The following is a 12,355-nucleotide window of genomic DNA, read 5'->3' as shown; positions in this document are numbered from 1 at the left end:
GGCCCGTGGCCCCGGCCGGGGCGAGGACGCCCCCGCGGAGGCCCGCTCGCGCACCGCGCCCGCCGCCGGGGCGGCAGGTAAGCGTGGCGCCGGTGACAGGCGTGGGAGGTCGGCATGAAGGCGCTCGTGACCCGGCTCGACAGCTTCGGCGACGTGCTGCTCGCGGGGCCCGCCGTGCGGGCCGTCGCCGCGCGGGCCGACCACGTGACCCTGCTGTGCGGGTCGCGCGGCGCGCCCGCCGCCCGGCTGCTGCCCGGCGTCGACGAGGTGCTGGTGTGGGAGGCCCCGTGGGGCGGGTTCGAACCGCCCGCGGTGCGGCGGGACGACATCGACGCGCTCGTGGAGCGGATCGACGCCGACACCGCGCTGGTCCTCACCTCCTTCCACCAGTCCCCGCTGCCCACCGCCCTGGTGCTGCGCCTGGCCGGCGTCCGGTACATCGCCGCCGACAGCGTGGACTACCCCGGATCGCTCCTCGACCTGCGCCACCGGCGCGCCCCGCACGCCCACGAGGCCGAGGCCGCGCTCGATCTCGCCGAGGCGGCCGGGTTCCCGGCGCCCGACGACGGACGGCTGCGCGTGCGCACGCCGCCGCGCGCCGACGCCCTCACCGGGCCCGGCCCCTACGTCGTCCTGCACCCCGGCGCCAGCGTCCCCGCCCGCGCCTGGAGCCCCGAGCGCGCCGCCGAGGCGGTACGCGAACTCGCCGCCGCCGGACACCGCGTGCTGGTCACCGGCGGCCCCGGCGAACGCGACCTCACCGCACACGTCGCAGGCCGGCACGGCACCGACCTCGGCGGCCGCACCGACGCCCCCGAGCTGGCCGGCGTCCTCGCGGGCGCCGCCGTCGTCGTCACCGGCAACACCGCACCCGCCCACCTCGCCGCCGCCGTCGGCACCCCCGTCGTCTCCCTGTTCGCCCCCGTCGTACCCGCCGAGCGCTGGCGCCCCTACGGCGTCCCCTACGTCCTGCTGGGCGACCAGGACGCGCCCTGCGCCGACAGCAGGGCCCGGGACTGCCCCGTCCCCGGACACCCCTGCCTCAACACCGTCACGGCCACCGACGTGGCCGCCGCCGTCGAGAAACTGCTGGGGGAGACATGAGGATCCTCATCTGGCACGTGCACGGGTCGTGGACCACGGCCTTCGTACAGGGCCCGCACACCTACCTCGTCCCCGTCACCCCCGACCGCGGCCCCGACGGCCTCGGCCGCGCCCGCACCTGGGACTGGCCCGACACCGTCGTGGAAGTGGCGCCCGAGCGGCTGCGGGACGAGGACGTCGACCTCGTGATCCTCCAGCGCCCGCACGAACTCGACCTGGTCGACCGGTGGCTGGGCCGCCGCCCGCCGCTGGTCTACCTGGAGCACAACGCCCCCGACGGCGACGTGCCCCGCACCCGGCACCCGGCCGCGGACATCCCCGGCGTCACCCTCGTCCACGTCACCCACTTCAACCGGCTGATGTGGGACGCGGGCACCACGCCGGCCACCGTCGTCGAGCACGGTATCGTCGACCCCGGCCACCGCTGGACCGGCGAGCTGGAACGCGCCGCCGTCGTCGTCAACGAGCCGATCCGGCGCGGGCGTACGACGGGAACCGACCTGCTGCCCGCCTTCACCCGGGCCGCTCCGCTCGACGTGTTCGGCATGCGGACCGAGGGACTCGCCGAGCACCTCGGCGTCGACCCCGGCCGCTGCCGGACCCAGGACGTCCCCCAGGGCGAGTTGCACAGCGAGCTGGCCCGCCGCCGCGTCTACGTCCACCCCGTCCGCTGGACCTCCCTCGGCCTGTCCCTGCTGGAGGCCATGCACCTGGGCATGCCCGTGGTCGCCCTCGCCACCACCGAGGTCACCGAGGCTGTGCCGCCCGGCGCCGGGGTGGTGTCCAACCGCATCGACGTACTGACCGACGCCGTACGCGACTTCCTCGCCGATCCCCTGCACGCGCGGGCGGTCGGCGAGGCGGCCCGTGCGGCGGCCCTGGCCCACTACGGGCTGCCCCGCTTCCTGGACGACTGGGAGCGGCTGCTCAAGGAGGTGACCCGATGAGGATCGCCATGGTGTCCGAGCACGCGAGCCCTCTCGCCGCGCTCGGCGGCGTCGACGCCGGTGGACAGAACGTCTACGTGGCCCGTCTCGCCGAGGAGTTGGCGGGGCGCGGCCACGACGTCACGGTCTACACCCGCCGGGACGCCACCGACCTGCCCGACCGGGTGCCCCTGCCCGGCGGCGCGGTCGTCGAACACGTGCCGGCCGGGCCACCCGTGTCCGTCCCCAAGGACGAACTCTTCCCCCACATGCCCGCCTTCGGCGCCCACCTGGCCCGCACCTGGGCCCGGGAGCGGCCCGACGTGGTGCACGCCCACTTCTGGATGTCCGGCATGGCCGCGCAGATCGGCGCGGGCCCGCACGGCATCCCCCTCGTCCAGACCTTCCACGCCCTCGGCACCGTCAAGCGCCGCCACCAGGGCATGCGGGACACCAGCCCCTACGAGCGCATCGGCATCGAACGGCAACTCGGCCGGAGCTGCGAACGGGTCCTGGCCACCTGCACCGACGAGGTCGTGGAACTCGGCGACATGGGCGTCCCGCCCCGGCAGGTCTCCGTCGTCCCCTGCGGTGTGGACGCCGAGCACTTCCACCCCGCCGCCGACACCGGCCGCACCCCCGAACGACGCCTGAGGCACCGGCTGCTCGCCTGCGGACGTCTGGTCCCCCGCAAGGGATACGACCAGGCCATCCGCGCCCTGGCGCACATCCCCGACGCGGAACTCCTCGTCGCCGGCGGCCCCCCGGCCGGCGCCTTGGAGGCCGAACCCGAGGCGCGGCGCCTGACCGGCATCGCCCACCGGGCCGGCGTCGCCGACCGGGTCCGGCTGCTCGGCGCGGTCGACCCGGACGACATGCCCGCCCTGCTCCGCAGCGCCGACCTGGTGCTGTGCACCCCGGTGTACGAACCGTTTGGCATCGTGCCCCTGGAGGCCATGGCGTGCGGCGTACCCGTCCTCGCCACCGACGTCGGCGGCCACCGCGACTCCGTCGCCGACGGCGTCACCGGCCGCCTCGTCACCCCGCAGGACCCGGGGGCCGTCGCGGACGCCGCCCGGGAACTCCTCGCCGACGAACGGCTGCGCCGCCAGTACGGCAGGAACGGCCGCGAACGCGTCCTGCGGCACTACACCTGGGCACGCGTCGCCGACGGCGCGGAACAGGTCTACCGGCTGACCCGCTCCGAGCACGCGCTGTCGACGGAGGTGGCGTCATGACCGTGCACCCGCCCGTCGTCGGGCACTGCGACGAACTCCAGGTGGCGCTCGGGGCGTTCCGCGCCTCCGCCCACGTCACCCAGCGGTGGGGCGACCGGCTCGCGGCGGTACTCAGCGGCGGCGGCCGGCTGCTCGCCGCGGGCAACGGCGGCAGCGCCGCCCAGGCCCAGCACCTGACCGCCGAACTCGTCGGCCGCTACCGCGACGACCGCCCGCCGTTCTCCGCAATCGCCCTGCACGCCGACACCTCCTCCACCACCGCCATCGCCAACGACTACGGCGTCGACGAGGTGTTCGCCCGCCAGGTCCGCGCCCACGGCCGCGACGGCGACGTCCTGATGCTGCTGTCCACGTCCGGCGCCAGCGCCAACCTGCTCTCCGCGGCCGACGCGGCCCGCGCGGCCGGGATGCGGGTCTGGGCGCTCACCGGCTGCGCCCCCAACCCGCTCATGGCGGGCAGCGACGAGTCCCTGTGCGTCGAGGCACCCTCGACGGCCACCGTCCAGGAGATCCACCTGGTCGCCGTCCACATGATCTGCGCGGCCTTCGACGCGGCCCTGGAGCGCGGTGCACGCGGCGCCCGGGCCGCCGGGAGCGCGGGACGCGCGGGACGCGCGGCACAGCGGAAGCGGAGGTGACGCGATCCATGGCTGCCATGGCTGACAGGACACCGCTGGTCGTGGTCGGCGACGCGCTGCTCGACCGGGACCTCACCGGATCCGCCGACCGGCTCGCACCGGACGCGCCGGTCCCGGTCGTCTCGGAGTGCGCCGAGCGGATCCGCCCGGGCGGCGCCGCCCTCGCCGCGTACCTCGCCGCCCGCGACGGCCGCGAGGTCACCCTGATCGCGGGCGTGGGCGACGACCCGGCCGGTCTCGCCCTGCGCGAACTGCTCGCCCCCTGGCTGACCCTGATCCCGCTTCCGCTGACCGGCACGGTGCCGGAGAAGACCCGTGTCCTCGCCCAGGACCGCCCCGTCGTCCGGCTCGACCGGGGCGGCGGCCGGGTCCGCGAGGCCACCGACGAGGCCCGCGACGCGCTGCGCTCCGCCCGCGCCGTCCTCGTCTCCGACTACGGCCGGGGCGCCGCGGACGCCCTGCGCGACGTGCTCGCCGCGCGCCCGCCGCTGGTCTGGGACCCGCACCCGCGCGGCGGGCCGCCGGTCCCCGGCACCCGTCTGGTGACGCCCGCCGAGAAGGAGGCCCACGGCTTCGCGCCCGACCGGGACCACCGGGGCGGCGGACTGCGCGCCGCCGCGCTCGACGCCGCCGCCCTCGTACGGGAGTGGCGGGCGGCCGCGGTGGCGGTGACCCTCGGCCCGCGCGGCGCCCTTCTGACCTACGGCGAACATCCCCTCCTCGTGCCCGCGCCCGCCGCCCACCACGGCGACTCCTGCGGAGCGGGGGACCGGTTCGCGGCGACCGCGGCCGGGCTGCTCGCCGACGGGGCGCTGGTGGGGGAGGCCGTCGAGGGTGCGGTGAGCGCCGCCACGGCCTTCGTCGCCGCGGGCGGCGCGGCCGCCGTACCGCCGGCCGGCTCCGAACGGGCGCTCGCCGCACTCCCCGACACCGACGACCCCGGTGCCCTGGCCACCCGGATCCGCGCCGAACACGGCACGGTCGTCGCCGCGGGCGGCTGCTTCGACCTGCTGCACGCCGGACACGTCGGCCTCCTCCAGGCCGCCCGGCGGCTCGGCGACTGCCTGGTCGTCTGCGTCAACTCCGACGCCTCCGTCCGGCGCCGCAAGGGCGGCGGACGCCCCGTCAACCCCCTCGCCGACCGCGTCCGCGTCCTGCGCGCCCTCGCCTGCGTCGACGCGGTCGCCGTCTTCGACGAGGACACCCCCGAACGCCTCCTCGGCGAACTGCGCCCCGACGTCTGGGTCAAGGGCGGCGACTACGCCGGCGCCGACCTCCCCGAGGCCGCGCTCCTCCAGGAGTGGGGCGGACAGGCGGTCCTCCTGCCCTACCTCGACGGCCGCTCCTCCACCGCCCTGCTGGCCCGCGCGGCGGAGACCCCCCGATGACCCCCGGCCCCCCGGACCGCCCCCGCACCCACCCCCTCACCGGCGCCACGCCGGGCACCCCGCCACCCGCGGCCCCCGTGCACGCCCCGCCACCCGCGGCCCCCGTGAGCTCCCCGCCGGCGCTGCCCTCGCCGACGTACGTGCTCCGCCCACCGGGGCCGCAGTCCGCACGGCACGGCACACGGCCCGCGCCGATCACGGCGTACGACCGTCCACCCGGCGGCCCGGGAGGGCCCGCCCGGGCGACGACGATGACGGGCCCGGCGACCGGCGTCCGGCCGTCCGCCGTCCCGAGAGGGCACACGAACGGCGAGGGGACGATGGCGCCGCCGGCCGGGCCGGTCCACGGAGCGCCGCCCCGGGCGGCGCGCGACGGAATCGGCGGTGCCGGGCGGCGCGGCGGGGACCGGGCCGGAGTCGGCCGGGGGCACGGAGTCCGTGCCGCCCGTGGCGCGACCCCGGCCCGGCCGGCGGACGCTCGTGACATGTCCGCGGACGGCTGGACGGCCGGTGCGGGTGCGGCGACACCGTTGCCTCAGCCCGGGGAGGGCGGCTCCGGGTTCCCCGGGTCGGCCGGCGGGCCGGTCACGGGTGACCCGGTGCATCCGCCGGTCGCCGCGACCGCGCGCCCGGGTGGTGCCGCGGCGGTGCGGGGCGAATCGGACCCCGTGGGCGGCGGGAACGGCGGCGGGGGCGTCCCCCGGGTGCTCGTGCTGCGGGCCCTCGGGCTCGGGGACCTGCTGGCCGGGGTGCCTGCCCTGCGGGCGTTGCGGCGGGCGTATCCCGGGCACGAGCTGGTGCTGGCGGCCCCCGCCGAACTGGCCCCCGTGGCCGCTGCCACCGGTGCCGTGGACCGGGTGCTGCCCGCCGCCGGACCGGGTCGTGCCGTCCCGCGCGGCCTCGACTGGACGGGACCGCCCCCGGACGTCGCCGTCGACCTGCACGGCAACGGGCCGCCCAGTCACCGCCTGCTGAGCCGGCTCGGCCCGCGGCGGCTGCTGGCGTTCGCGCACCCGGAGACCCCCGAGGTGGACGGTCCGCCCTGGTACGCCGAGGAGCACGAGCGCGAGCGGTGGTGCCGGCTGCTGCGTGCGTACGGCATCGACGCCGATCCGGCCGACCTGCGGCTGCCGCGTCCGCCGGCGCCGTCCCCCGCCCCCGGCGCGGTCGTCCTGCACCCGGGCGCCGGTGCCCCTTCCCGCTGCTGGCCAGTGGAGCGGTACGCGGCCGTCGCCGAGGCGCTGCGCGCACGCGGGCGCCGGGTCGTCGTCACCGGGGGAGCGGACGAGGCGGACCTGGTGGCCCGGCTGGCCAAGCTCGCCGGCCTGCCCGACACGGACCTCTTCGGCGGCGGCCTGCCCTACGACCGCCTCTCCGCCCTCGTCGCGGGCGCCCGCGCCGTCGTCAGCGGCGACACCGGCGTCGCCCATCTCGCCGTCGCCCACGCCACGCCCTCCGTGACCCTCTTCGGCCCGGTCCCGCCCAGCCGCTGGGGCCCGCCGCCCCACCCCCGCCACCGCGCCCTGTGGCACCCGGGCCCGGACGGCGACCCGCACGGCCACCGCACCGACCCGGCGCTGCTGCGGATCACCCCCGACGCCGTACTCGGAGCACTCGACGAGCTCGACGCACTCGACGAACTGGACGTACTCGACGAGCTGGACGCACTTGACGCACCCGACGCACCGGACACCCAGGACGCCCCGGAAGAGGGACCATGAACCACCCCGCGCACCACGGCCCCACGGCCATCCGCGAACGGGCCCGCACCGACTCCGCGAAACCCGGCCCCGTCGGCATCGTCATCGCCACCCGGAACCGCCGCGCGAGCCTCGCCGTCACCGTGCGCAACCTGCTCGCCCTGCCCGAGCGGCCCGAGGTCCTCGTCGTCGACAACGCCTCCACCGACGACACCCGCGCCATGCTGGCCCGCGACTTCCCCCAGGTCCGCGTCCTCGCCCTGCCGGTCAACCGCGGTGCCCTCGCCCGTACCCACGGCGTCCGCGCCCTGGACACCCCGTACGTCGGGTTCAGCGACGACGACTCGTGGTGGGCGCCCGGCTCCCTGCGCGCCGCCGCCCGGCACTTCGACGAGCACCCCCGGCTCGGCCTGCTCTCCGCCCGCACCCTCGTCGGCCCCGCCGACGCCGCGGACCCGCTCAACGACCTGCTCGCGCGCTCCCCGCTCGGCACCGCCACCGACCTGCCCGGCACCCAGGTGCTCGGCTTCCTCGGCTGCGCCGCCGTCGCCCGCCGCAGCGCGTACCTCGACGCGGGCGGCTACCACCCGCTGCTGTTCTTCGGCGCCGAGGAGACCCTCCTCGCCTACGACCTCGCGGCCCGCGGCTGGGGCGTCACACACTGCCCGGACGTGGTCGCCCACCACCACCCGCACCCCCGCCCCCGCACCGGCCGCCCGGCCGTCGTACGCCGCAACGAACTCCTCACCGCCTGGCTGCGCCGCCCCCTCCCGCACGCCCTGGCCCGCACCCGCCACCTGGCCGCCGACGCCCGCCGCGACCCGCACGCCCGGCACGCGCTGCGCGAGACGCTCGCCAGGCTGCCCGCCGCGCTGCGCGCCCGCAGGCCCCTGCCACCGCACGTGGAACGCGCCGCCCGGCTCCTCGACGAAGGCGGAGGCGCGGCCTCATGACGGACGCCCGGACCACCGTCGTCGTCATCACCCACAACCGGCGCCCCGAACTCCTGCGCACCCTGGACCGGCTCGCCGAACTGCCCGAGCAGCCCGCGGTGATCGTCACCGACAACGGCTCCACCGACGGCACCGCCACCGCCGTCGCCCGCCACCACCCCGGCGTACGGCTCCTGCGCCCCGGCCGCAACCTGGGCGCCGTCGGCCGCAACCTGGCGGTCCGCCAGGTGACCACCCCCTACGTCGCCTTCTGCGACGACGACTCATGGTGGGCGCCCGGCTCCCTGGCCGGGGCCGCCGACCTGCTCGACCGGTACCCGGCGGTCGGCTCGGTCACCGCCCGCATCCTGGTCGAACCGGACGGCACCGAGGACCCGATCGTCGAGGAGCTGCGCGACTCGCCCGTGCCCCGCCCCGACTGGCTTCCGGGCCCGGCGCTGGGCTCCTTCCTGGCCGCCGCGACCGTCCTGCGCACCGAAGCCTTCCGCGCCGCGGGAGGCTTCCACCCGCGGCTGTGGCTGGGCGGCGAGGAGGAGCTGCTCGCCGCCGACCTCGCCGCCAACGGCTGGTGGCTGACGTACGCCGACGACCTGAGGATCCATCACCAGCCGTCCGGCGTACGGGACTCGACCGCGCGCAGGGCGCAGGGCATCCGCAACACCCTGTGGTTCACCTGGCTGCGCCGCCCGGTCGGCCCCGCCCTGCGCCGCACCCTCCACCTGGCCCGCACCGTCCCCCGCGACACCGCGTCCCTGCGCGCCTTCGCCCAGGCGACGGCCGCCCTGCCGTGGGTGCTGCGCGAACGCCGGGTGCTGCCGCCGGAGGTGGAGGCGCGGCTGCGCTCACTGGAACCGGCCCAGCGCGACTCGACGGCCCGCAGCTACACCGGCTGACCCCCGGCCCGGGAAGCGCGGCACACCGGGCACCGACCCGCTGTCAAGCCGTCGTCCACCGGCACAGCAGCCGGAACACCGCGAACAGGGTCACCGGCCACACTCCGGCGAACGCCCAGATCACGCCGGGCGCGGAGGTGACGATGCCGACGACCATCAGCGTCACCGACACGGCGAGCAGCAGGAGGACGGTCACGGTGTGCGGCCGGTACGCCGCCAGCCGGGCGGGATCGGGGCAGCGGCGGAGCCGCAGCGTGCGCAGGCGGCGGTCGAGGCGGCGGTCGCGCCGCAGCGCCCGTTCGACCTCGTCGAGTATGCGTTGCTCGTGATCGGGGAGCCGGCCGATGGACACGTCTGTCTCCTCCCGGGGGCGGACCGATCCCCGCCGAGTGCCCGTGCCGTGCCGCGGTTAACCGCGCCGCGCACGCCGCCGCCCACCGCGTCACGCACGCCGCCGCCCACCGCGTCACGGACGCCGTCGCCCACCGCGCCGTGGCGAACCGGGCGGGGGCGCCGGCACCGCCCCGGCGCCGCCGTTCTCTCGCCCGCCGTCCGCCGCGGCCCGCAACGCGGCCACCAGGCCGTCCGCCGGGTCCGGGACCGGGTCGGCCGCCCGGAACCCCGCACCGATCCGCGTCGCCTGCGCCCGCCCGTCGGTCAGGCACCAGTGCCACCAGTCCTCCAGCACCCCCTCCGCGGACTCCCCGGTCAGCCGTTCGGCGGCCACCAGCGCCGGCCAGCCGCAGGCGCGGGCCTGCGCCGTCACCTTCGCGCCGCCCTCGACCGGATCCACCGCCAGTACGGGGACACCGGCCCGCAGCGCGAGCACCAGCCCGTGCAGCCGGTCGGTGACGACCAGGTCGAGGCGGGCCAGTACGGCCTCCAGCTGGGCCGGTGTGCCGCACAGCCGCCAGTCGTGCGCGTCGAGCCGGGTCTCCAGCTCCAGCCGGGCACAGTCCCGGCCGGCCAGCCAGCGGGTCAGCCCGGCGGCGACCTCCGCGTGCCGCCGCCGGCTCGCGTACTCGTGCTGGCCGTGGGTGAGCACCACCCCGACGACGGGCACCGCGGGGAGCACCGGAGCGCGGGCCGCGAGGTCCACGCCCGGGTCGGTCCCGGCGGCGTCCCGGGCCAGCACGCGGTGGAAACCGGTGACGGCCGGGGAGTCCGGATCGACCACGGAGACACCGACCGCGATCCGCACACAGTGCGCGAACCGCCGGTGCAGCTCCTCCACCTGCGGCCCGTGCAGCGGCCCGCACACGAACACCAGCCGGGAGTACGCCGTCGGGTCCACGTCGTCGAAGTGCGTGCCGTCGGCGCGGAAACCGGGGCTCCACACGACGTCGTGCGCCAGCCCCGCCTCCCGCAGCACCTGCTCCACCCGCGCCAGCGCCAGCACGTCCCCGGCCGTCGCCTCCCCGTGCAGGAAGCTGAACCAGCCGGTCACCAGAATCGCGTCCCGTGCGTGCACAGTGCCCCCGGGTGCCCCGCCGGTGTCCCGGCAACCCCGCGAGGGCGATCCTCGCGACGGCACCTCCTACGGCCCCCGCGACGGCACCCCCGCGACGGCACCCCCGCGTCGGCGACCGGGCGACGGCGACCGCGCCGGGGGGCCGGTCAGCGCCCGACCACCGGCCCGAAGGCGTCGCGCACGTCCCCGTTCGAGGGCGTGACGGCCATCCGCGACGGCAGCGCGTCGAAGTACCGGAGGATGCCGGGGCAGCTCTCGCCGCCCAGCTGCACCGTGCGGTCGACGACCAGCCTCCCGGTCCGCAGCGCGTAGCCCTTCACCCGGACCGCCAGCTTGTTGAACCTGACACTTCCGATGCTGCCGTTGTGGTCCCGGTACTGGCACGTCTCGACCACGTCCCCGGCCTTCGCCTCCCCGGTGCACACCACCAGGGACGTGTGGGCCGTGTCGGTCCGCCACTCCTCGGGCAGCTTGTCCGTGTACTCGGTGTCGCCGACGAACACGGCGCTGGTCCGGCCCTTGCGGTAGGCGGGGGCCTGGGAGTACTTCGCCGGTTTCCGGCAGTAGCCGGAGTCCATGGAGTCCGCCGCCGCGACCAGCTCGGTGATCCGGTCCAGCTCGATCGCCAGCCCCGCCTTCCTGACCCCCTTGCGGGCGGCGTCCGCGTGGGCGTCGTCCGGGTACTCGTCGAGCAGCCGCTGGTACCGCTCGCGCGCACCCGGCCAGTCCCGCGTGGACATGAAGCCGTCGGCGCAGTCCATCAGCGCCCGGGGGGCTATCCGGGCCGCGGTGGCGGAGGCGGGTCCGGTCAGGTCCCCGGGCCCGGGGGCCCGCTCCCGCAGCCAGTCCGCGACGGTCACGGTCAGACACCCGTCGTCGGTGGGCAGCCGGTCGAGGAAGCGGTCCAGCGTGGCCCGGACGGTCCGTTCGTTGCCGGACTCGCCGAGCACCGCGCCGAGCCGCCGGAAGCCGGTCTCCAGCGAGTCCAGGTCACCGGTCAGCCCGCCGCCGAGATAGCCCCCGGCCGTGTCCAGCCGCTCGCACGCCTCGACCACCGCGTCACCCCGGGCCGCCACCGGCGCGGCGACCAGCCGGTGCCGGAACGCCACCTCGTCCTGAGCGGCCACCGCGGCCCCGCAGTCCCCGTCCGCGCGGGCCTCGGCGACGTCGTCCTCGACCCCGTGCGCGTCGAACCGCACCCACCCGGCGGCCGCGAGGACCGGCACCGTGAGGGCGAGCGCGAGCAGCCGCTGACCGCGCCGGGGCCCCGCCGCCGGATGCCGTCGCGCGAGCCACCCGCCGTGTCCGACGGCCGTCGCCCACCACAGCACCACGAGCAGCTCGCACCACGTCTCGGCGGTCGCGTACGTCAGCCACAGCAGTGCCACGGTGACCACCGCGGCGGCCCAGAACAGCCCCCGGCGCCCCAGGATCAGGTAACCCGCCCCGAGCAGCGAGGCGTTGCCGACGGCCACGGCGAGCGGATCGGGCCGACGCGGCTCCCGGGGGGCCACCCGTCCGCAGTCCGGCCCGGGGTCCCAGGGCCCGGCCGGGCCGGGCTCCGGGAGGACGAAGGGCGGCGGGTCCGGTTCCCGGCGCGGCGGCGGCTCGCTCATCCCGCGAACTCCTCGTCGCCATCCCCGCTGCGGGCGCGCACGTACGCCTCCGCGGCCGGCCGGTACAGCAGGACCACGCCGGGAACGGCGAGCAGCGCGGCCAGCAGCAGCGTGGTGCCGCCGTACAGCGGATCGTCCAGGGCGAACGGCGCGGCGACGACGAGGATCGCCGCGGTCAGACCGCTCACCGCGGTCCGGGCGCCCCGCCGGCCGCGGCCCGCCCGGACCGCGAACCAGAAGCAGACCGCCAGCAGCAGGAGCACCAGGGTCGCCGCGCCCTGCGGGCCGGTCGCCGTCGTCGCGGCGACCAGCGTCCCCAGCATCACCAGTACGACCGCCAGCGTCACGGTCCACGGCCGGCGGGTCGCCGTCTCGGCGGTCATCGGATCACTTCCTTCAGGTGCCCTGTCCGGGCGGGTGGGTGCCTT

Annotated in this window: 12 protein-coding genes; 8 read left to right on the top strand and 4 right to left on the bottom strand. The window is 77.4% G+C overall.

Features of this window, described 5'->3' with window-relative positions; genetic code table 11:
* The first annotated feature begins 114 nt into the window (after positions 1-114).
* The 8 genes from B9W62_RS07960 to B9W62_RS07925 all read left to right on the top strand — a co-directional run bounded on the left by B9W62_RS07960 (position 115) and on the right by B9W62_RS07925 (position 8,840).
* Positions 115-1,104, top strand: a complete 990-nt coding sequence (locus B9W62_RS07960; RefSeq protein WP_087806499.1) for a glycosyltransferase family 9 protein — start codon at positions 115-117, stop codon at positions 1,102-1,104.
* Positions 1,101-2,051, top strand: a complete 951-nt coding sequence (locus B9W62_RS07955; protein ID WP_087806498.1) for a glycosyltransferase — start codon at positions 1,101-1,103, stop codon at positions 2,049-2,051. Before B9W62_RS07960 ends, B9W62_RS07955 begins: the two co-directional genes overlap by 4 nt.
* Positions 2,048-3,268, top strand: coding sequence for a glycosyltransferase family 4 protein (locus tag B9W62_RS07950; RefSeq protein WP_087806497.1), 1,221 nt, complete (start codon positions 2,048-2,050; stop codon positions 3,266-3,268). Before B9W62_RS07955 ends, B9W62_RS07950 begins: the two co-directional genes overlap by 4 nt.
* Positions 3,265-3,906 carry a D-sedoheptulose-7-phosphate isomerase gene (locus B9W62_RS07945; protein ID WP_087806496.1) on the top strand — a complete coding sequence of 214 codons (642 nt, stop codon included), beginning with the start codon at positions 3,265-3,267 and terminating at the stop codon, positions 3,904-3,906. Before B9W62_RS07950 ends, B9W62_RS07945 begins: the two co-directional genes overlap by 4 nt.
* Positions 3,907-3,923: 17 nt before the next feature.
* A complete protein-coding gene (gene rfaE2, locus B9W62_RS07940; RefSeq protein WP_179235386.1) occupies positions 3,924-5,294 on the top strand; it encodes a D-glycero-beta-D-manno-heptose 1-phosphate adenylyltransferase in 1,371 nt (456 codons plus the stop codon).
* A gap of 485 nt (positions 5,295-5,779) precedes the next feature.
* Positions 5,780-7,015, top strand: a complete 1,236-nt coding sequence (locus tag B9W62_RS07935; RefSeq protein WP_256976232.1) for a glycosyltransferase family 9 protein — start codon at positions 5,780-5,782, stop codon at positions 7,013-7,015.
* Positions 7,012-7,947 (top strand): glycosyltransferase family 2 protein, encoded by a 936-nt coding sequence (locus B9W62_RS07930; RefSeq protein WP_087806494.1) that lies wholly within the window; start codon positions 7,012-7,014, stop codon positions 7,945-7,947. Before B9W62_RS07935 ends, B9W62_RS07930 begins: the two co-directional genes overlap by 4 nt.
* Entirely contained in the window at positions 7,944-8,840 is an 897-nt protein-coding gene (locus B9W62_RS07925; protein ID WP_087806493.1) for a glycosyltransferase family 2 protein, read from the top strand. Before B9W62_RS07930 ends, B9W62_RS07925 begins: the two co-directional genes overlap by 4 nt.
* 43 nt (positions 8,841-8,883) lie before the next feature.
* Here the strand turns inward: B9W62_RS07925 and B9W62_RS07920 are convergent, their stop codons facing one another.
* The 4 genes from B9W62_RS07920 to B9W62_RS07905 all read right to left on the bottom strand — a co-directional run bounded on the left by B9W62_RS07920 (position 8,884) and on the right by B9W62_RS07905 (position 12,310).
* The gene (locus tag B9W62_RS07920; protein ID WP_087806492.1) at positions 8,884-9,192 is read right to left on the bottom strand and encodes a DUF3040 domain-containing protein; all 309 of its coding nucleotides are present in this window, start codon (positions 9,190-9,192) and stop codon (positions 8,884-8,886) included.
* A 114-nt stretch (positions 9,193-9,306) separates the two neighbouring features.
* On the bottom strand, positions 9,307-10,311 hold the full coding sequence (locus B9W62_RS07915) for a polysaccharide pyruvyl transferase family protein (protein WP_256976231.1): 1,005 nt from the start codon (positions 10,309-10,311) through the stop codon (positions 9,307-9,309).
* A gap of 146 nt (positions 10,312-10,457) precedes the next feature.
* On the bottom strand, positions 10,458-11,927 hold the full coding sequence (locus B9W62_RS07910) for a tetratricopeptide repeat protein (protein WP_087806490.1): 1,470 nt from the start codon (positions 11,925-11,927) through the stop codon (positions 10,458-10,460).
* Positions 11,924-12,310, bottom strand: coding sequence for a hypothetical protein (locus tag B9W62_RS07905; protein ID WP_087806489.1), 387 nt, complete (start codon positions 12,308-12,310; stop codon positions 11,924-11,926). The genes B9W62_RS07910 and B9W62_RS07905 overlap by 4 nt, the downstream gene beginning before the upstream one ends.
* Between the last annotated feature and the right edge of the window lie 45 nt (positions 12,311-12,355).

Origin of the sequence: Streptomyces sp. CS113 (assembly GCF_002188365.1) — a bacterium.
GTDB lineage: Bacteria > Actinomycetota > Actinomycetes > Streptomycetales > Streptomycetaceae > Streptomyces > Streptomyces tendae.
Note: the sequence above shows the minus strand (reverse complement) of the source record. Positions and strands in the feature narration are given on the sequence as shown.